Origin of the sequence: Burkholderia sp. Bp8991 (assembly GCF_003853795.1) — a bacterium.
Classification (GTDB): Bacteria; Pseudomonadota; Gammaproteobacteria; order Burkholderiales; family Burkholderiaceae; genus Burkholderia.
The window spans coordinates 84,284-102,488 of sequence record NZ_QTQJ01000001.1; the positions used below are offsets into that span (position 1 = coordinate 84,284).

Genomic DNA, 18,205 nt, shown 5'->3' on the forward strand with positions numbered 1-18,205 from the left:
CTAAGCCCCGCCGGAACGTCTACCATCGGGTCTGTCTGTTGTCATACGATTCGCGAGCGCGCCGCGCTCGTCCGCCTTGTCATGCTTCGAATCTGGGTTCCCGTCGCCGTCGTTTCACTGCTCGCGGCCTGCTCCAGCGTGCCGCCGCAGTCGGCCTCGCGCACCTCCGGCATGAAGATCACGACGCCGCGCGCCTTCCCGGCACCCGCCAATTTCCCGAAATTCGTCGACCACAGCGTCGGCCAGGAAGAGATCTCCATCCAGGCGATGAGCCTCGTCGGCGTGCCGTACCGCTGGGGCGGCAACACGCCGACGAGCGGCTTCGACTGCAGCGGCCTGGTGCGCTACGTGATCGGCCGCGCGGCCGACGTGGACCTGCCGCGCACGACCGCCGACATGAGCAGCCGCGGCGTGTCGATCGACCCCGAACAGGTCGCGCCGGGCGACCTGATCTTCTTCAATACGACCGGACGCCCACATTCGCACGTCGGCATCTATGTCGGCAAGCTGCGTTTCGTCAACGCGCCGTCGACCGGCGGCACCGTGCGGCTCGACTACCTGACGAACCCGTACTGGGCCAAGCGCTTCGACGGCATTCGCCGCGTCGCGCCACCGCGCGGTGCGCCCGGGCCGTTCGATGCGCCGACCTACGAGGCACGGCGCGATGTGCCGGCGGCAGCGCCTGTCGTCGCGGCAGCCGCGTCGCGACGGCCTGCCTCTGCGTATGCCGCGTCTCAGGCGGGCGTCGCGCCGTCGCCCGCGCCGGTCACGCAAGCCGCTCCGGTCGTGTCGACCGCGGCAGTTGCCCCGACGGCCGCGGCAATCGCCCCCGCCGCCGATCCGTACGAACCGCCGCCGCGCGTGCTGACCGCGCAGCAGCAGGCAACGTCCGTGAATGGCGACATGATCGCTACGACGGCGAATCCGGGGCCGGCAGGCCCCACCGAGACCGGCACGCAGATTCCGACCACCGCGCTGACGGCCGCCCAGGCTGCCGCGTTCGACGCGGAACCGCCGCCCGCGGCCGCCGCGCCGTCGCTGCGCGACACCGAGCCCGTGCAGGTGCTGCGGGCGTCGACGCAATCCGCACCGATCAGCCCGCGCACCGCCACCGCCGACGATCCGATCGCCCGCTTCGCGAACGGCAGTTACTGATCCACGTCATCCGCCGCAGCGCCGCCGCCCGTCGTCGCACTTTCCCGACCGCGCAAAGAAAATGCGCCGCAACCTTTCGGTGTGCGGCGCATTGCGCGTATCGATCCGGCAGCGTCGATATCAGAAGATCTGGTGCCCGAGCCACCATCCGCCGGCCGCGAACAGCGCGGCCGCCGGCAGCGTCAGCACCCACGCCCAGACGATGTTGCCGGCGACGCCCCAGCGGACGGCCGACAGCTTCTGCGTGGCGCCGACACCGACGATCGCACCGGTGATCGTGTGCGTGGTCGACACCGGAATGCCGAGGAACGACGCGATGAACAGCGTGATCGCCCCGCCGCTTTCGGCACAGAAACCGCCGACCGGCTTGAGCTTCGTGATCTTCTGGCCCATCGTGCGCACGATGCGCCAGCCGCCGAACAGCGTGCCGAGCCCCATCGACAGGTAGCACGCGCCGATCACCCACGCGGGCGGCGCATCGGACGTCGCCGACGCATAGCCCGACGCGATCAGCAGCATCCAGATGATGCCGATCGTCTTCTGTGCGTCGTTGCCGCCGTGGCCCAGGCTGTACAGGCCGGCCGACAGCAGCTGGAGCCGCCGGAAGCGCCGGTCGACCTTGCTGGGTGCGGTGCGGAAATACAGCCACGACACGCCGAGCATGAACAGCGAGCCGAGGATGAAGCCGAGCAGCGGCGAAATGAAGATGAACGCGATCGTCTTCAGCAGCCCGTCGATGTTCAGCGAGCTCCAGCCCGACTTCGCGAGCGCCGCGCCGACGAGGCCGCCGATCAGCGCGTGCGACGAGCTCGACGGAATCCCGTAGTACCACGTGATCACGTTCCAGCCGATCGCACCGACCAGCGCGCCGAACACGACATAGTGGTCGACGATCTCGGGATCGATCGTGCCTTTACCGACAGTCTGGGCGACTTTCAGGTGGAAGATGAAATACGCGATGACGTTGAACGCGGCCGCGAATACCACGGCCTGCTGGGGCTTCAGCACCCCGGTCGACACGACGGTGGCGATCGAGTTCGCCGCGTCGTGGAAGCCGTTCATGAAGTCGAATACGAGCGCGACGAGCACCAGCGTCGCGACCATCCATAGGGCGAGTTGTATCGAATGCATCGTGGTCCGCTCAGGCGTTTTCCAGCACGATGCCTTCGATGATGTTCGCGACGTCCTCGCACTTGTCGGTGATCTCTTCGAGCAGTTCGTAGATCGCCTTCAGCTTGATGAGCGTCTTCACGTCGTCTTCCTCGCGGAACAGCTTCGACATCGCCGCGCGCAGCACGCGATCGGCCTCCGACTCCCAGCGGTCGATCTCCTCGCACTGCTTGAGGATCTGCGCCGACTGCTTCATGTCGGACAGCAATCCGACGGCCTGCTGCACGTGCTGCGCCGACTGCGTGACGATGTGCGCGAGCTGGCTCGCCTCGGACGTGACGGACTGCACGTCGTACAGCGACACGGCCGTCGCGACGTCTTCCATCAGGTCGAGGATGTCGTCCATCGTCGTGATCAGCTTGTGGATCTCGTCGCGATCGAGCGGCGTGATGAAGGTCTTGTGCAGCAGATCGATCGCTTCATGCGTCAGCTTGTCAGCGGCCTTCTCGGCGGTCTGCACGTTTTGCTTGTGAATCTCGGCGTCGGCGAGATTGTCGATCAGCAGTTCGAGCTCGCGGCCACCGGAAACGATGTGCTTCGCGTGCGCGTTGAAGAGTTCAAAGAACTTGCCCTCGGTGGGCATGAATCGACCGAACATGGGATTCCTGAGAGATTGTCAAACGACTGTCACGAAAACGGGCGATATTGTACCGTTTTCGGTTGCGCCGCGACGCGCGCATATGCGCGCGCCGGGATTGGATACAACGCTTGGCGAAATAAGGGTTTACAACCGGCGTAGAAGTGTTACTCGCCGTAGAAGTTCTGCGCCCCCGCAAAGTTGTCGAACTTCGTGTATTGACCCAGAAACGTGAGCCGAACGGGTCCGATCGGGCCGTTACGCTGCTTGCCGATGATGATTTCGGCCGTGCCCTTGTCCGGGCTGTCCGGGTTGTAGACCTCGTCACGGTAGATGAACAGGATCACGTCCGCATCCTGTTCGATTGCGCCCGATTCACGCAAATCCGACATCACCGGACGCTTGTTCGGACGCTGCTCCAGCCCGCGATTCAGCTGCGACAGCGCGATCACCGGCACGTCCAGCTCCTTTGCCAGACTCTTCAGCGATCGCGAGATTTCGGAAATTTCGGTCGCTCGGTTCTCGCCCTGCGACGAACCCGACATCAGCTGCAGGTAGTCGACGATGATCAGGCCGAGCTTGCCGCACTGACGTGCGAGACGCCGCGCGCGCGAGCGCAATTCCATCGGGTTCAGGCCGCCCGTCTCGTCGATGAAGAGCTGCGCCTCGCTCATCTTCTGCACCGCGTGCGTCAGCTTCGGCCAGTCCTCGTCCGTCAGCCGGCCGGTACGCATCCGGTGCTGGTCGAGCCGGCCGATCGAGCCGAGCATACGCATCACGAGCTGGGTGCCCGGCATTTCCATCGAGAACACCGCGACCGGCAGCCCGTACTCGACGGCGACGTATTCGCCGATGTTCATGGAAAAGGCCGTTTTCCCCATTGACGGTCTTCCGGCCACGATGATCAGTTCGCCGCCGTGCATCCCGGACGTCATCCGGTCGAGGTCGACGAAGCCCGTCGGCGTGCCCGTGACGTCACTCGGGTTCGCGGTGTGATACAGCGTGTCGATGCGCTCGACGACCTGCGTGAGCAGCGGCCCGATCTCGAGGAAGCCCTGGTTGCCGCGCGCGCCCTCTTCGGCGATCGAGAACACCTTCGACTCTGCCTCGTCGAGCAGCTGGCGAACTTCCTTGCCCTGCGGATTGAACGCGTCGGCCGAGATTTCGTCCGCGACCGACACGAGCCGGCGCAGCACCGCGCGGTCGCGCACGATTTCCGCGTAGCGGCGAATGTTCGCGGCGCTCGGCGTGTTCTGCGCGAGGGCGTTCAGGTACGCGAGGCCGCCGACGTCGTCGGCCTTGCCGGACGTGGTCAGCGCTTCGTACACGGTCACGACGTCGGCCGGGCGCGTCGACGCGATCAGCCGGCCGATGTGCTCGTAGATGATCCGGTGGTCGTAGCGATAGAAGTCGCCCTGCGACAGGAAGTCGGCAATCCGGTCCCATGCCGCGTTGTCGAGCAACAGGCCGCCGAGCACCGACTGCTCGGCTTCGACCGAATGCGGCGGGACTTTCAGCGATTCGATTTGAGGATCTTGCGGCGCGTTCATGGGTTGGGATTATCGCGAATAGATCGCAGCAGCGCTACCGCTCCGGCGATCGGGCAATAAAAAAGGCAGGCCCCGGTTGCCCGGGCGCCTGCCCTTGTCCGGACGGCGGAAGCCGCCCGGAAAGCTTGCATACGCTTACGCGTGGTCGCCGATCACGTTGATCGTGACGTCGACGACGACGTCCGTGTGCAGCGCGATCTGAACGACGTGCTCGCCGATCATCTTCAGCGGGCCTTCCGGCATGCGAACTTGCAGCTTCTCGACTTCGAAACCTGCCTTCTTCAGCAGTTCCGCGACGTCGCCGTTCGTGACCGAGCCGAACAGACGGCCGTCGACGCCCGACTTCTGCGTGATTTCGAACGACTGGCCGTTCAGCTTCTCGCCGACTGCCTGCGATGCTGCCAGCTTTTCAGCGGCGATCTTTTCGAGTTCAGCGCGGCGAACTTCGAATTCGGCGATCGCTTCCTTCGTTGCACGGCGAGCCTTGCGGTTCGGGATCAGGAAGTTGCGAGCGTAACCGTCCTTGACCTTGACGATATCGCCGAGGTTGCCCAGATTGGCGACTTTTTCCAACAGAATGATTTGCATTCGAATTCTCCTTATGGCGTCGCCGAGTTACGCCTTGTGCTGATCGGTGTACGGCAGCAGCGCGAGGAAACGCGCACGCTTGATTGCCGTGTCGAGCTGACGCTGATAGTGCGCCTTCGTACCCGTCAGACGCGCCGGCGTGATCTTGCCGTTTTCGCCGATGAAGTCCTTCAGCGTTTCCGTGTCCTTGTAGTCGATCTGCTCGACGCCGGCAGCCGTGAAACGGCAGAACTTCTTGCGCTTGAAGAGCGGGTTTTGTTGCTGACGACGCTTGTCGAATTTCTTACCAGTCGGGCGGGCCATGATTTCAGTCCTTTCCTATGTCCTGCAATGCAGTGATGTGAAACACCAAGGTTCTCGCGTTGCGGCTCTTCTTTGCCAGGAAGCCCGTGAACAGCGTTTCGACGCCCATTTCACGACGCTCCAGCTTGCCGCTCGCCTCACCGGCCGCCACCGCCTCGATCGTCATTTCGACCTGACGGGGAATGCCTGCTTCGACGACTTCCGTGCGGTGATGCAACGTGGCGCTTGCGATCGGAACACCCGCCGGCGTATATCGCACCGGTGCGCGTTCGACGACGCTCGCCGTCAATTGCAACCTGTTCACGTGAGTGACGCGCTCCTTGATGGCTTAATGAGTGACGAACTTAAGCCTGCGCTTCGGTCGGCTGAGCTGCAGCCGCCTTCTTGGCTTCTTCGCGCTGAACTTCCTTCATCATCGGCGACGGGCCGGTCTCGGCCTTCTTCATCTTGACGATGAGGTGGCGCAGCACGGCGTCGTTGAACTTGAACGCGTGTTCGAGTTCGTCGAGCGTCGTCTGGTCGCACTCGATGTTCATGCAGACGTAGTGAGCCTTCGCGAGTTTCTCGATCATGTAGGCCAGCTGGCGACGGCCCCAGTCTTCGACACGGTGGATCTGGCCGCCGTGCGTCGTGATCGTGGTCTTGTAACGCTCGATCATCGCGGGCACTTGCTCGCTCTGATCGGGGTGCACGATGAATACGATTTCGTAATGACGCATTACACACTCCTTGTGGATTAAAGCCACCCGGGCGTCTGAACCGGTGTGGCAAGTGAGAAGCCGAAGATTCTAACCCGGATACGGGGCGCATGCAACACCGATCGACGATTCCCGACCGGATTCGGCCATGTTTTCAACGACTTGAATGGCGCCGGCAGCTGAAGCCGCCGTCGGCGCGACCGTTCTGAAATGGGGGCGGAGTCTCAAGCGCGCGCTTGGGGGCGGGCGACGCGGCCCGCCGTCACTCGCCGCGCGCCCCGCCCAGCCGCGCGTCGAGCGCCGTCCTGAACGCGGCCAGCGCCGACGGCTCGGCGTCGGTCACGGCCCACCACGTCATCCCGGCCGCCTCCCAGCGGTCGAGCGCGTAGCCCTGCGACACGGTCGCGTACGGCGCGACCTCCCGCGCGACGCCTGCCGGCTGCACGTACACGTCGATCACGTGCTGACGATAGCGGTACACGAGCACCGCGACGCGGCGCCGCCCGACGTAGTCGAGCCGGCCGCCCGCGAGCGGGAAGCCGCTCGCCGACAGGTCCTCGACCGGCGGCGCATAGTCGAGCCGGCCGTTGAACCACGGCTTGACCGTATGCCGGTCGGTCGAGATCACGTCGATGTCGCGCGCCGACAGGCCGGCGCGCACGTGGCTCGCGACCAGTTCGTCGACCGTCTGGTCGGTTGCGGCGTGGCGGGCGGACAGCGCCATCCCGGCCGCCGCCGCGAGCGCGACCAGCAGCGCGACGCCCCAGCCGAGCCCGGGCAGCGCGGCGACGCCCGCCCCCGGTCCGGTCGACGCCGGGCGAGCCGCCACGCCGCGCCCGCCCAGCCACGCGAACCAGCGGCGACCGGTCGGCCGAGGCTGGGCCCGCGGCCGCGCCGCCGCGTCGTCCGGCGCCGGTTCCACGCGGGCCCGGCCGCGCGCGTTCGCGCCGGCCGCCGCCGGCAGCGCCGCGAGGATGCTCGCGCGCAGCGCCTCCGGCGCGCGGTGATAATCGGCCTGCCGCACGGCGCGCCCGAGCGCGACGATCCGCTCGCGTTCGCGGCGGCACGCGTCGCACCCTTCGACATGCCGCTGGACGCGCAACGCATCAGGCGCCGACAGCTCGCGGTCGACGTCCGCGTCCAGCAATGCGCGCGCTTCGTTACAGTCCATCGATCGCCTCCGATGCGGTTCCGCTTGCCGACGCACGTCCCGGCGCGGGTTCGGGTGCCGGCGCCTGCGTGCCGGCCAGCAGCGCGGCGAGCCGACGCCGGCCGCGCGCGAGTCGCGACATCACGGTGCCGACCGGTACGTCGGCGATCGCCGCGATCTCGCGATAGCTCAGATCCTCCATCTCGCGCAGCACCAGCACCTCGCGGTATTCGGGCGGCAGCTTCGCGAGCGCCGCGTTCACCAGCCGCACGTTCTCGCCGCGTAACAGGTGCGTGAGCGGATCCTCCGTCGCCGGCTGCCAGTCGTCCGGCACCTCCGTGTCGTCGAGCGTGTCGGGCAGCGCGACCTCGTGCGCGTGGGCGCGGCGGCGCCACTCGGTGTACCAGGTGTGGCGCACGATCGTCAGCAGCCACGGCCGCGCGTTGTCGCCGCGGCACGAGTCGACGAAGCGCAGCGCGCGCATGCACGCGTCCTGGACGACATCGTCCGCGTCGCCCGCATTGCCGCTCAGCCAGCGCGCGAGGTTGTACGCGGCGTCGAGATGCGGCAGCACGAGCACGCGAAACCGTTCGCCGCGCGCGACCGCGTCGTCCTCCGCCCGTTCGTCGACCGCCTGTCCGGCTTGCCCCACATGACCTCCCTGGTCCCGGCGGCCGAAGCCGCGCCCGTTCCGCGTCCGGTGCCCGGACAGACCGGCAGCGGGCGCTCTCGATGACCTTACCGCCGCTGCGTCGAGTTTATTCCCGCACGAAGCCGATGATGCGCAAAAAAATGCCGGAAACCGCCGCGCCCGTTACGGCGTGCTGTTCCAGTAGCCGGGGCGCGCATACGCTTCGCGCAGGTAGTCGATGAAGTAGCGCACGCGCGCGGGCACGTAGCGCTGCTGCGGATAGACCGCGAGGATGTCGTAGTCCGGCAGCGCGAATTCGTCGAGCACGGTTTCGAGTTCGCCCGTTTCGAGCTGCGCGGCGATTTCCCAGGTCGAGCGCCAGCCGAGCCCCAGGCTTTCCGCGACCCAGCGATGCAGCAGCTCGCCGTCGTTGCAGTCGAGATTGCCGGCCACCCGCATCGTCACGATCTTGCCGTGGCGCTGGAAATACCAGCCGCGGTTCTGGCCGCCCTGCAGGTTGAACGCGAGACAGTTGTGCTTCAGCAGGTCGTCGAGCGACTTCGGCCGGCCGTGCTTGCGGAAATACGCGGGCGTGCCGCACACGACGCGCCGGTTCGACGCGAGCTTCACCGCGACGAAGTTCGGATCGACCGAGCCGCCGATCCGGATCGACAGGTCGTAGCCTTCGCGCACGAGATCCACGACGCGGTCGGTCAGGTTGAACGACAGCTGCATTTCCGGCTTGTCGACGAGGAAACCGGGTGCGTGCGGCGCGACGTGCTTGCGGCCGAACGCGGCCGGCGCGGACACGATCAGGTGCCCGCTGACCGCGCGCCGGCCGGCGGCCAGCTCGTTCTCGGCCTGGTCCCATTCGGACAGCAGCCCGCGGCAGCGCTCGAGGAACGCGGCGCCCTCCTCGCTGACCACCAGCCGGCGCGTCGAGCGATACATCAGCTTCACGCCGAGGCGCTTCTCGAGCGCGTCGATGCGCCGCCCGAGCACCACCGGCGACACGCCCTCCTCGAGCGCGGCCGCTGCGAGGCTGCCCGCGTCCGCGACCCGCACGAACGTCTCGATCTGCTTGAAACGATCCATTACCCGTCTCCGTCCCGGCTCCGACACCGGCGGGAAGCCCCGTCCGGCCGTCATTCCATACTTTTAGTTTCGAAATAAGCGACTTCGGCTGATCTTATCAAACCTTTCTTGCGTCCCTAAAGTGTTCCCAACAGACCGATTCGCAAGATCCAACTATCCAAGGAGACATTCATGGCCAAGATGAGAGCCGTCGACGCAGCCGTACTCGTGCTCGAGAAGGAAGGCATCCAGACCGCGTTCGGCGTGCCGGGCGCAGCAATCAACCCGTTCTATTCCGCGATGCGCAAGTCGGGCGGCATCAGCCACGTGCTGGCGCGCCACGTCGAAGGCGCGTCGCACATGGCCGAAGGCTTCACGCGTGCCGCACCGGGCAACATCGGCGTGTGCATCGGCACGTCGGGCCCCGCCGGCACCGACATGATCACCGGCCTCTACTCGGCATCGGCCGACTCGATTCCGATCCTCGCGATCACGGGCCAGGCACCGCGTGCGCGCCTGTACAAGGAAGACTTCCAGGCCGTCGACATCGAGTCGATTGCGAAGCCCGTCACCAAGTGGGCCGTCACCGTGCGCGAGCCGGCGCTCGTGCCGCGCGTGTTCCAGCAGGCGTTCCACCTGATGCGCTCGGGCCGTCCGGGCCCGGTGCTGGTCGACCTGCCGATCGACGTGCAGCTCGCCGAAATCGAGTTCGACATCGACACGTACGAACCGCTGCCGGTCTACAAGCCCGCGGCGACCCGCGCGCAGATCGAGAAGGCGCTCGCGATGCTCAACGAAGCGGACAAGCCGCTGATCGTGTCGGGCGGCGGCGTGCTCAACGCAGCGGCCGAAGACCTGCTCGTGCAATTCGCCGAAACGATCGGCGTGCCGGTGATCCCGACGCTGATGTCGTGGGGCGCGATTCCGGACGACCACCCGCTGATGGCCGGCATGGTCGGCCTGCAGACGTCGCATCGCTACGGCAACGCGACGATGCTCGCGTCCGACTTCGTGCTCGGCATCGGCAACCGCTGGGCGAACCGCCACACGGGCAGCGTCGAGGTCTACACGAAGGGCCGCAAGTTCGTGCACGTCGACATCGAACCGACGCAGATCGGCCGCGTGTTCGGCCCGGATCTCGGCATCGTGTCCGACGCGAAGGCCGCACTCGAGCTGTTCGTCGCGGTCGCGCAGGAATGGAAGGCCGCCGGCAAGCTGAAGGACCGCAGCGCGTGGGTGTCCGAGTGCCAGGAACGCAAGCGCACGCTGCAGCGCAAGACCCATTTCGACAACGTGCCGGTCAAGCCGCAGCGCGTGTACGAAGAGATGAACAAGGTGTTCGGCCGCGATACCTGCTACGTCAGCACGATCGGCCTGTCGCAGATCGCCGCCGCGCAGTTCCTGCACGTGTTCAAGGCACGCAACTGGATCAACTGCGGCCAGGCCGGCCCGCTCGGCTGGACGATCCCCGCCGCGCTCGGCGTGCGTGCGGCCGACCCGCGCCGTCCGATCGTCGCGCTGTCCGGCGACTACGACTTCCAGTTCATGATCGAGGAACTGGCCGCCGGCGCGCAATTCAAGCTGCCGTACGTGCACGTCGTCGTGAACAACTCGTACCTCGGCCTGATCCGCCAGGCCCAGCGCGCGTTCGACATGGACTACTGCGTGCAGCTCGCGTTCGACAACGTCAACGCACCGGAGCTGAACGGCTATGGCGTCGATCACGTGGCGGTGGCCGAAGGCCTCGGCTGCAAGGCGCTGCGCGTGTTCAAGCCGGAAGAGATCGAGCCGGCGCTGCGCCAGGCGCAAACGCTCGCGGAAGAATTCAGCGTGCCGGTCGTCGTCGAAGTAATCCTCGAGCGCGTGACGAACATCTCGATGGGCACCGAAATCGACGCGATCAACGAATTCGAGGAACTCGCCGAGAAGGCCGAGCACGCGCCGACCGCGATCTCGATGCTCGACTGATCCGCACGCCATTTTTTGACTGACCGACCGAAGAGGCTTAGCTCATGCCGAAGTTTGCTGCAAACCTGACCATGCTGTTCAACGAAGTGCCGTTCCTCGACCGCTTCAAGGCGGCCGCGGACGCGGGCTTCGACGCCGTCGAGTTCCTGTTCCCGTACCCGTACGCGAAAGAGGAACTCGCCGAGCGGCTCGAGACGCACCGCCTGCGCCTCGTGCTGCACAACCTGCCGGCCGGCAACTGGGACCAGGGCGAGCGCGGCATCGCGTGCCTGCCCGATCGTGTCGGCGAGTTCCAGGAAGGTGTCGGCCGTGCGATCGAGTACGCGAAGGCGCTCAAGGTGCCGCAACTGAACTGCCTCGTCGGCATCCCGTCGGCGAGCACCGCGCGCGACAAGACCTTCGTCACGATCGTCGACAACCTGCGCTTCGCCGCCGATGCGCTGAAGCGCGAAGGCATCCGCCTGCTGGTCGAGCCGTGCAACGGCTTCGACATCCCGGGCTTCGCGCTGAACCGCTCGTCCGAAGGGCTCGACGTGATCCGCGCGGTCGGCTCGGACAACCTGTTCCTGCAGTACGACATCTATCACATGCAGCGCATGGAAGGCGAACTGGCCGCGACGATCGAACGCAACCTCGCCTCGATCGGCCACGTCCAGCTCGCGGACAATCCGGGCCGCAACGAGCCGGGCACGGGCGAGATCAACTACGCGTTCCTGTTCGCGCTGCTCGACCGGCTCGGCTATGCCGGCTACGTCGGCTGCGAATACAAGCCCCGCACCACCACGACGGAAGGGCTCGGCTGGCTGCAAAGCATCGCCGGCTGCGCACCGGGCTCGGCGCGTCGCGCCGCCTGAGATCCGCTCTTCCCTTTCGCCCCTATAGGAGACTTTCACATGGCAACCATCGGTTTCATCGGCCTCGGCATCATGGGCGCGCACATGGCGCGCAACCTGCTCAAGGGCGATCATCAGCTCGTCGTGAACGGTGCATTCCCGATTCCCGACGACCTGCGCGCGAGCGCGAAGGTCGTCGCGAACTCGACCGAAGTCGCGCAGCACGCCGACATCATCATCTCGATGGTGCCGGACACGCCCGACGTGCGTAACGTGCTGTTCGCCGACGACGGCGTCGCGAAGGGCCTGAGCGCCGGCAAGCTCGTGATCGACATGAGCTCGATCTCGCCGCTCGACACGCAGGAATTCGCGAAGCAGATCAACGCGCTCGGCTGCGACTACCTCGACGCGCCGGTGTCCGGCGGCGAAGTCGGCGCGCGCGAAGCGACGCTGACGATCATGGTCGGCGGCCCGGAGAAGGCGTTCGAGCGCGCGAAGCCGCTGTTCGAGAAGATGGGCAAGAACATCACGCTCGTCGGCGAGAACGGCGCGGGCCAGACCTGCAAGGTCGCGAACCAGATCATCGTCGCGCTGAACATCGAGGCGGTCGGCGAAGCGCTGCTGTTCGCCGCACGCTCGGGCGCCGATCCGGAGCGCGTGCGCCAGGCGCTGATGGGCGGCTTCGCCGCCTCGCGCATCCTCGAAGTGCACGGCGCCCGCATGACCAAGCGCACGTTCGATCCGGGCTTTCGCATCGAGCTGCACCAGAAGGACCTGAACCTCGCGCTCGACGGCGCGCGCAAGCTCGGCCTCGCGCTGCCGCACACGGCGAGCGCGCAGCAGCTGTTCAGCGTGTGCGCCTCGCACGGCGGCAAGGCATGGGATCACTCGGCACTCGTGCGTGCGCTCGAGATCATGTCGAACTTCGAGATCGGCCAGACGCCGGCCGCGTAACGCGGACGCAACGACGCGCGTTTCGCTGCAACGGCGGAACGCGCGCGACGAATACAAGCGATCCGGTCACGGCCGGTCGCATCGATGCGCGACGATGCGCGCATCACGGTGGGGCGCCCCGCCGCGTATCGCCGAAACGCGTGCGCGACGGGGCGAAAAACGCCGCTCTGGGCTGAGAGCGGCGTGGTGGGGTCCGCAGCGGCACCCGGCGGCGCCGGGGAAGCCTTGGTCGGTCAGACGTCGTCGTCGGGTGTCCGCCTGTCGGATTTCGCGTATTACATTTCTTTACGTTCACGCGTGCGATTTTTCATGCAATCGTCGCGTTGAACGCCTACACTTTCGCCACGCCTTTCGAGAAAACCGCCGCGCTTGGCGCTCGCTCCGGTGAGCGCGCCCAGCGCGGTGTTTTTTTCGCCACTTCACGGCGCGTTTTCTTTTCAACCACCTAGGGAGTGCAGCGATGGGTCTTCTTTCGTTTATCAAAGAGGCGGGTGAAAAACTGCTGGGTCACGCCGATGCGCAAGCAGCGGAAGATCCGAATGCCGCGAACCAGACCGCGGCCGACGCGATCAAGAACTACATCGGCACGCAAGGTCTCGACACGTCGAACCTGAGCGTCGCGTTCGACGGCGCGTCGCGCACCGTCACGCTGTCGGGCAGCGTCGCCGATCTCGACACGAAGGCGAAGGTCAAGGTCGCGGCCGGCAACGTGCAAGGCGTCGCGGGCGTCAACGACGACGACCTGCAGCCGGACGATCAGGAAGTTCAGTACCACGACGTGAAGCCGGGCGACACGCTGTCGGCGATCGCCAAGGAAGTGTACGGCGACGCGAACAAGTACCCGGCGATCTTCGAGGCGAACAAGCCGATGCTGTCGAGCCCGGACCGGATCTATCCGGGCCAGAAGCTCGTGATTCCGCCGCAGTCCTGAGCATTCGCGCGGCACTGACGCAAAAAAGGCAGGCCAATGGCCTGCCCGGACTGCTGACGAACCCCACGTTTTTCGGAGCGTGGGGTTTCGTCTTTTTGGCATCAGGGTTGCAGGCTCGCCGCGGGCGAGCAGTCGAATCTGCTGCGCAAACCGTTCACGAGGCGCTGTTTTTTCATCCACGCCGCGCGCCGCCCGATCGGCGGCCAGCGGTCACAGCGTGTCGAATGCGCGTTGCAGCGCGTCGCGCTCGTGAATCCCGTTCGCGAGCGCGAGCATTAGCAGCACGCGTGCCTTGAACGGGCTCAGCGACCCGGCGCTCACGAAACCGAGCGCGTCGTCGTTCGCGGCGCCGTTGCGCATCACGTGCCCCGAGCCAACGCGCGACGCACGCACCACGGCGACGCCCGCCTTCACCGCATCGGCGAGCGCCGCCTGCAGCGTCGCATGGATCGACCCGTTGCCGGTGCCCGCGACGACGAGGCCGCGCACGCCGGCCGCGACGAGCGCATCGACGGCCGTGCGCGTCACGCCCGCATAGCTCGCGACGACTTCGACCGGCGGCCACGCCGCGGCGATCGCCAGTCGCGCATCGCGCACGCGCGTCACGCGGCGCGCGAATTCGACGCGGCCGTCCTGCACCCAGCCGAGCGCGCCCAGTTCCGGCGACTGGAACGCATCGACCGCGTAGGTGCTCGTCTTCACGACGTCGCGCGCGCCGTGGATCCGGTTGTTGAATGCGACGAGCACGCCCTGGCCGCGCGCGGCCGGGTGAGCGGCGACGGTCACCGCGTTCAGCAGGTTCAGCGGGCCGTCGGACGACAGCGCGGTGGCCGGCCGCATCGCGGCCGTCAGCACGACCGGCTTGTCGCCGGTCACGACCAGATGCAGCGCGTAGGCGGTTTCCTCGAGCGTGTCGGTGCCGTGGGTGATCACGATGCCGTCGATCGCCGGATCGGCCATCAGCACGTCGATGCGCGCGGCGAGCGTATTCCACAGCGGCAGCGCGAGATCCTTGCTGTCGATGCTGGCGACCTGCTCGGCATCGATGCGTGCGACCGACGCGAGCGCCGGCACCGCGTCGAGCAGGAAATTGACGCCGAGCGCGCCGGCCTGATAGCCGGCCGTGCTGGCGGCGTCGGGCGCGGCGCCGGCGATCGTGCCGCCGGTGGCAAGTACGGCGATGCGCGGCAGGGCCGGCGCGGACGAAGGGGATACGGAGTTCGGAGTATTCATGGCCGCGATTGTAATGGCTCGCGGCCGGCATCCGGTAGATACGGCCGCCGCCGGCCGCCGCGCATCATGGTTAGTCCCGATCGCCGCGGGACGCACGCCGTCAACGGCCACGTCGCCCGCCGCGTTATAGGAATGCCGTTTTGGTGTTTTCACATTGATTTGCCATAATCGGAGCGCGCGGCGTGATGTGGCCCTGTTCCCGTTGCGCCGGGCTTCGTGACGGCGTCGATATAAAACGCAATTCACCCCATGGGAGTGTCGAAATGAAAATCCAATCGCTCGTAGCCGCAGTGCTTCTCGGCGGCATGCTGGCTTCCCCCGCTTTCGCGGCGAACAGCCAGCAGGACAAGATGAAGGCCTGTAACACGCAGGCCGCCGGCAAGACGGGCGATGAACGCAAGGCGTTCATGAAGGACTGCCTGTCGGCCAAGCCCGCGAAGAAGATGTCGCAGCAGGAAAAGATGAAGGCGTGCAACACGCAGGCCGCCGACAAGAAGGGCGACGACCGCAAGGCGTTCATGAAGAGCTGCCTGAGCAGCCAGCCGGCCGCCTGAGTTCCGGCGCTCCCGCGCGAATGCCGCGCACCGCTTCGGCGGGCGCGGCATTTTTGTTTTCGTTGCACGCGCATCGACGCACGCGATGACGCCGAATGCGTCGCCGCGCCGGCCGGCGGCACCGTCGCTGCCGTCGTCGCGACCTGCTGCGCCGCCTGCCCGCCCCGCTTCCCCAGCACGCCGTACAAATGCCGCCACATGGTGCGGCAATTCGCCGCGATTTCTTCTATGATGGCTGCAACGCGGCCCACCCAAGTACAAGAAGCGCCATCGGGCCGCCCTCGAGACGGACGCGCACACCGCGTCAAACGGAGGCATGGATGGCATGGAGACAACACCGCTGGTTCCGCCGCTGGCTGATCGTGATCGTGTTCTGGGCCGTGCCCGTCGCGATCGTCGCCGTGCGCGAGATCCGCGAGGAAATGGCGTACAACAAGGCCGACCTGCAACTCGCGCTGACCACCTGGCAGCTCACCGATGCGCAGCAGGCGGCCGGCGCCGCCACGAAGTGCCACGGCGATCCTGACGCGGCGCGCGCGGCCGGCTGCCCGGCCGACGTGCTGGCCGCCAACGCGGCACGCCAGCAGGCGGCCCGCGACGAATACGTCGTGCGCCGCAACACGCTCGCCGGCTATCTGTGGCACGCGTTCGTCGGCTACTGGGTCGTGCCGGCCGCGTTCCTGTTCGCGTGCGGGGTCGTGATCGCGCTGATCCGCCGCGCGTTGCGGCGCCCGCCGATCAAGCCGCCGACCCCGCCGGCGCCGCCCGTCACGCACTGACCTGCACCTGCCGGCCCCGCCGTTCCCGCCCGCCCCGGCCGTCGCGCGATGTAGCGACATATCGCCGTGCGCGCGCCGGTCCGTCCGTTGGTGCGCCGCGACACCGCAAACCGATTCGGCGCCTTTTCATGCGCGCACGAAATGGGGTTGTAATCCGTTGTGATATAACTGCCGACGTGATCCGCTCCGTGAGCGAGACTCACTCCGAACGTCATCCGATGGAGAAGAACGATGCAAAAACGGAACCTCGTGCTGAAAGCCGCCGCTGCGCTCGTCGTCGGCAGCCTTGCGCTCACCGGTTGCACCACTACCCCCGACAAGCCCGACAACGCCGCGACCAACGCGTCGAAGCGTCAGGCGATCGATTCCAGCGTCGACGCCACGCTGTCGCGCATGTATTCCACGGTCAAGGGTTCGCGTGAACTCGTCGCGAAGTCGCGCGGCGTGCTCGTGTTCCCGGACGTGCTGCAGGCCGGCTTCATCGTCGGCGGCCAGTCGGGCAACGGCGCGCTGCGCGTCGGCGGCAGCACCGTCGGCTACTACAACACGTCGTCGCTGTCGGTCGGCCTGCAGGCCGGTGCGCAGTCGAAGGCGATCGTGTTCCTGTTCATGACGCAGGAAGCGCTCGACGAATTCCGCGGCTCGGACGGCTGGGCTGCCGGCGCCGGCGCATCGGTCGCGCTCGTGAAGATGGGGGCGAACGGCGCGGTCGACTCCAACACGGCTACCGCGCCGGTCCAGGTCATCGTGCTGACCAACGCCGGCCTGATGGGCGACGTGTCGATCAACGGCACGAAGGTCACGAAGCTGAAGATCTGACGCCGCGGCGTCCTCGTCCGTGCGCACCGCGCGCGGGCGATGTGCAAACGGCGATGTCCTTGCGGACATCGCCGTTCTTTTATCCGCACCCGCCGCGCGTCAGGTCGTCGAATCGATCACCTTGAAGCGCGAGCGCTTTTGCGCACGAATCAGCGACTGGTACACGTCGACGTACTGCTGCGCCATCCGCCGCGACGTGAAGCGCTCCTCGAAGCGCCGCCGCACGCGTGCGCGCGGCAGCAGGTGCAGCCGGTTCACGGCAGCCACCGCGCTGATCTCGTCCTCGACGATGAAGCCCGACACGCCCTCGTCCACCACCTCCGGCACCGCGCCGCGATTGAACGCGATCACCGGCGTGCCGCACGACATCGCCTCGATCATCACCAGCCCGAACGGCTCCGGCCAGTCGATCGGAAACAGCAGCGCATGCGCGCCCGACAGGAATTCTGCCTTCTCGTGGTCGGCGATCTCGCCGATGTATTCGACGTGCGGCAGTGCGAACAGCGGCTTGATCTCCCGTTCGAAGTACTCCTGGTCCGCCGCGTCGATCTTCGCGGCGATCCTGATCGGCAGCCCGCACTGGTGCGCGATGCGGATCGCGGTGTCGACCCGCTTCTCCGGCGAGATGCGGCCGAGGAACGCGAGATAGCGCGGCTCGACGGGTTGCGGCAGGTACAGCGTGTCGGGCAGCCCGTGGTACACGGTCGTCTGCCATTTCGCCTGCGGCAGCGGCTGGCGCTGCGAATTCGAGATCGAGATCACCGGCGCGGTGTTGAACGTGTCGAACACCGGCTGCTGCTCGGGCAGGTCGAGCCGGCCGTGCAGCGTCGTCACGAACGGCGTGTCCTGCCGGTTGAAGACCGAAAACGAGTAGTAGTCCATGTGGAAATGGAGCACGTCGAAGTCCTTCGCGCGGCGCGCGACCGTCTCCATCAGCAGCATGTGCGGTGCGACGCGGTCGCGGATCGACGCATCGAGCCGCAGCGCGCGCGGCCATACCGGTTCGAGCCTGGCCCGGGTCGTCGAATCGCCGCTGGCGAACAGCGTCACGTCATGGCCGAGGTCGACGAGCGCCTCGGTGATGTAGGACACGACGCGCTCCGTGCCGCCGTACAGCTTCGGCGGCACGGATTCGGTCAGCGGGGCGATCTGGGCAATTCTCATGGTCCACGTCTCCTGTGTCCTCGGTCGGCCGGCACGGGGGCTGGCGCACAATCCCCTCCGTGCAGCACACGGCC

General features: G+C 66.7%; 20 protein-coding genes. 8 read left to right on the forward strand and 12 right to left on the reverse strand.

The window, feature by feature from the left end:
* Window positions 1-81: 81 nt before the first annotated feature.
* Window positions 82-1,155 (forward strand): C40 family peptidase, encoded by a 1,074-nt coding sequence (locus tag DIE02_RS00405; RefSeq protein WP_124486271.1) that lies wholly within the window; start codon window positions 82-84, stop codon window positions 1,153-1,155.
* 120 nt (window positions 1,156-1,275) lie between these two features.
* Here the strand turns inward: DIE02_RS00405 and DIE02_RS00410 are convergent, their stop codons facing one another.
* The 10 genes from DIE02_RS00410 to DIE02_RS00455 all read right to left on the reverse strand — a co-directional run bounded on the left by DIE02_RS00410 (window position 1,276) and on the right by DIE02_RS00455 (window position 8,917).
* On the reverse strand, window positions 1,276-2,286 hold the full coding sequence (locus DIE02_RS00410; protein ID WP_044847235.1) for an inorganic phosphate transporter: 1,011 nt from the start codon (window positions 2,284-2,286) through the stop codon (window positions 1,276-1,278).
* A 10-nt stretch (window positions 2,287-2,296) separates the two neighbouring features.
* On the reverse strand, window positions 2,297-2,923 hold the full coding sequence (locus tag DIE02_RS00415; protein ID WP_044847234.1) for a DUF47 domain-containing protein: 627 nt from the start codon (window positions 2,921-2,923) through the stop codon (window positions 2,297-2,299).
* 146 nt (window positions 2,924-3,069) lie between these two features.
* Window positions 3,070-4,452 (reverse strand): replicative DNA helicase, encoded by a 1,383-nt coding sequence (locus tag DIE02_RS00420; RefSeq protein WP_044847233.1) that lies wholly within the window; start codon window positions 4,450-4,452, stop codon window positions 3,070-3,072.
* A 135-nt stretch (window positions 4,453-4,587) separates the two neighbouring features.
* Window positions 4,588-5,040: a 50S ribosomal protein L9 gene (gene rplI, locus DIE02_RS00425; protein WP_059449913.1), complete on the reverse strand. Its 453-nt coding sequence runs from the start codon at window positions 5,038-5,040 to the stop codon at window positions 4,588-4,590.
* Window positions 5,041-5,067: 27 nt separating this feature from the next.
* Window positions 5,068-5,343: a 30S ribosomal protein S18 gene (gene rpsR / locus DIE02_RS00430; RefSeq protein WP_004193360.1), complete on the reverse strand. Its 276-nt coding sequence runs from the start codon at window positions 5,341-5,343 to the stop codon at window positions 5,068-5,070.
* Between the two features lie 4 nt (window positions 5,344-5,347).
* On the reverse strand, window positions 5,348-5,647 hold the full coding sequence (priB, locus tag DIE02_RS00435) for a primosomal replication protein N (RefSeq protein WP_031399239.1): 300 nt from the start codon (window positions 5,645-5,647) through the stop codon (window positions 5,348-5,350).
* 40 nt (window positions 5,648-5,687) lie between these two features.
* Complete coding sequence (rpsF, locus tag DIE02_RS00440) at window positions 5,688-6,062, reverse strand: 30S ribosomal protein S6 (protein WP_006755436.1); 375 nt, start codon at window positions 6,060-6,062, stop codon at window positions 5,688-5,690.
* Between the two features lie 241 nt (window positions 6,063-6,303).
* Window positions 6,304-7,212, reverse strand: a complete 909-nt coding sequence (locus tag DIE02_RS00445; protein ID WP_124486270.1) for a zf-HC2 domain-containing protein — start codon at window positions 7,210-7,212, stop codon at window positions 6,304-6,306.
* Window positions 7,202-7,843: an RNA polymerase sigma factor gene (locus tag DIE02_RS00450; protein ID WP_044843634.1), complete on the reverse strand. Its 642-nt coding sequence runs from the start codon at window positions 7,841-7,843 to the stop codon at window positions 7,202-7,204. Before DIE02_RS00450 ends, DIE02_RS00445 begins: the two co-directional genes overlap by 11 nt.
* A 162-nt stretch (window positions 7,844-8,005) precedes the next feature.
* Window positions 8,006-8,917, reverse strand: coding sequence for a LysR family transcriptional regulator (locus DIE02_RS00455; RefSeq protein ID WP_044843635.1), 912 nt, complete (start codon window positions 8,915-8,917; stop codon window positions 8,006-8,008).
* A gap of 171 nt (window positions 8,918-9,088) precedes the next feature.
* Between DIE02_RS00455 and gcl the strand changes: the two genes are divergently transcribed.
* The 4 genes from gcl (at window position 9,089) to lysM (ending at window position 13,582) form a co-directional block, all read left to right on the forward strand.
* Window positions 9,089-10,864, forward strand: a complete 1,776-nt coding sequence (gene gcl, locus DIE02_RS00460) for a glyoxylate carboligase (protein WP_124486269.1) — start codon at window positions 9,089-9,091, stop codon at window positions 10,862-10,864.
* Between the two features lie 44 nt (window positions 10,865-10,908).
* A complete protein-coding gene (hyi, locus tag DIE02_RS00465) occupies window positions 10,909-11,718 on the forward strand; it encodes a hydroxypyruvate isomerase (protein WP_124486268.1) in 810 nt (269 codons plus the stop codon).
* A gap of 39 nt (window positions 11,719-11,757) precedes the next feature.
* Complete coding sequence (locus DIE02_RS00470; protein WP_124486267.1) at window positions 11,758-12,651, forward strand: 2-hydroxy-3-oxopropionate reductase; 894 nt, start codon at window positions 11,758-11,760, stop codon at window positions 12,649-12,651.
* 460 nt (window positions 12,652-13,111) lie between these two features.
* Complete coding sequence (gene lysM / locus DIE02_RS00475) at window positions 13,112-13,582, forward strand: peptidoglycan-binding protein LysM (RefSeq protein WP_044843639.1); 471 nt, start codon at window positions 13,112-13,114, stop codon at window positions 13,580-13,582.
* Window positions 13,583-13,792: 210 nt separating this feature from the next.
* Here lysM and DIE02_RS00480 read toward each other — a convergent pair whose 3' ends face one another.
* The gene (locus DIE02_RS00480; RefSeq protein WP_124486266.1) at window positions 13,793-14,815 is read right to left on the reverse strand and encodes an asparaginase; all 1,023 of its coding nucleotides are present in this window, start codon (window positions 14,813-14,815) and stop codon (window positions 13,793-13,795) included.
* 263 nt (window positions 14,816-15,078) lie between these two features.
* Here DIE02_RS00480 and DIE02_RS00485 point away from each other — a divergent pair, with 263 nt between their 5' ends.
* From DIE02_RS00485 to DIE02_RS00495, 3 genes are all read left to right on the forward strand, one after another.
* Entirely contained in the window at window positions 15,079-15,369 is a 291-nt protein-coding gene (locus tag DIE02_RS00485) for a PsiF family protein (RefSeq protein ID WP_044843641.1), read from the forward strand.
* 320 nt (window positions 15,370-15,689) lie between these two features.
* A complete protein-coding gene (locus DIE02_RS00490; RefSeq protein ID WP_044843642.1) occupies window positions 15,690-16,148 on the forward strand; it encodes a membrane protein in 459 nt (152 codons plus the stop codon).
* A gap of 231 nt (window positions 16,149-16,379) precedes the next feature.
* The gene (locus tag DIE02_RS00495; RefSeq protein ID WP_044843643.1) at window positions 16,380-16,967 is read left to right on the forward strand and encodes a YSC84-related protein; all 588 of its coding nucleotides are present in this window, start codon (window positions 16,380-16,382) and stop codon (window positions 16,965-16,967) included.
* A gap of 99 nt (window positions 16,968-17,066) precedes the next feature.
* On the opposite strand, the gene DIE02_RS00500 is transcribed toward DIE02_RS00495, so the two are convergent.
* On the reverse strand, window positions 17,067-18,131 hold the full coding sequence (locus DIE02_RS00500; protein WP_044843644.1) for a glycosyltransferase family 4 protein: 1,065 nt from the start codon (window positions 18,129-18,131) through the stop codon (window positions 17,067-17,069).
* Window positions 18,132-18,205: the final 74 nt, after the last annotated feature.

What these genes read in the sequence shown, in the direction of transcription:
- DIE02_RS00405 (WP_124486271.1), top strand. Translation starts at nt 82, where the DNA reads ATGCTTCGAATCTGGGTTCCCGTCGCCGTCGTTTCACTGCTCGCGGCC.
- DIE02_RS00410 (WP_044847235.1), bottom strand. Translation starts at nt 2,286, where the DNA reads ATGCATTCGATACAACTCGCCCTATGGATGGTCGCGACGCTGGTGCTC.
- DIE02_RS00415 (WP_044847234.1), bottom strand. Translation starts at nt 2,923, where the DNA reads ATGTTCGGTCGATTCATGCCCACCGAGGGCAAGTTCTTTGAACTCTTC.
- DIE02_RS00420 (WP_044847233.1), bottom strand. Translation starts at nt 4,452, where the DNA reads ATGAACGCGCCGCAAGATCCTCAAATCGAATCGCTGAAAGTCCCGCCG.
- rplI (WP_059449913.1), bottom strand. Translation starts at nt 5,040, where the DNA reads ATGCAAATCATTCTGTTGGAAAAAGTCGCCAATCTGGGCAACCTCGGC.
- rpsR (WP_004193360.1), bottom strand. Translation starts at nt 5,343, where the DNA reads ATGGCCCGCCCGACTGGTAAGAAATTCGACAAGCGTCGTCAGCAACAA.
- rpsF (WP_006755436.1), bottom strand. Translation starts at nt 6,062, where the DNA reads ATGCGTCATTACGAAATCGTATTCATCGTGCACCCCGATCAGAGCGAG.
- DIE02_RS00445 (WP_124486270.1), bottom strand. Translation starts at nt 7,212, where the DNA reads ATGGACTGTAACGAAGCGCGCGCATTGCTGGACGCGGACGTCGACCGC.
- DIE02_RS00455 (WP_044843635.1), bottom strand. Translation starts at nt 8,917, where the DNA reads ATGGATCGTTTCAAGCAGATCGAGACGTTCGTGCGGGTCGCGGACGCG.
- gcl (WP_124486269.1), top strand. Translation starts at nt 9,089, where the DNA reads ATGGCCAAGATGAGAGCCGTCGACGCAGCCGTACTCGTGCTCGAGAAG.
- hyi (WP_124486268.1), top strand. Translation starts at nt 10,909, where the DNA reads ATGCCGAAGTTTGCTGCAAACCTGACCATGCTGTTCAACGAAGTGCCG.
- DIE02_RS00470 (WP_124486267.1), top strand. Translation starts at nt 11,758, where the DNA reads ATGGCAACCATCGGTTTCATCGGCCTCGGCATCATGGGCGCGCACATG.
- lysM (WP_044843639.1), top strand. Translation starts at nt 13,112, where the DNA reads ATGGGTCTTCTTTCGTTTATCAAAGAGGCGGGTGAAAAACTGCTGGGT.
- DIE02_RS00480 (WP_124486266.1), bottom strand. Translation starts at nt 14,815, where the DNA reads ATGAATACTCCGAACTCCGTATCCCCTTCGTCCGCGCCGGCCCTGCCG.
- DIE02_RS00485 (WP_044843641.1), top strand. Translation starts at nt 15,079, where the DNA reads ATGAAAATCCAATCGCTCGTAGCCGCAGTGCTTCTCGGCGGCATGCTG.
- DIE02_RS00490 (WP_044843642.1), top strand. Translation starts at nt 15,690, where the DNA reads ATGGCATGGAGACAACACCGCTGGTTCCGCCGCTGGCTGATCGTGATC.
- DIE02_RS00495 (WP_044843643.1), top strand. Translation starts at nt 16,380, where the DNA reads ATGCAAAAACGGAACCTCGTGCTGAAAGCCGCCGCTGCGCTCGTCGTC.
- DIE02_RS00500 (WP_044843644.1), bottom strand. Translation starts at nt 18,131, where the DNA reads ATGAGAATTGCCCAGATCGCCCCGCTGACCGAATCCGTGCCGCCGAAG.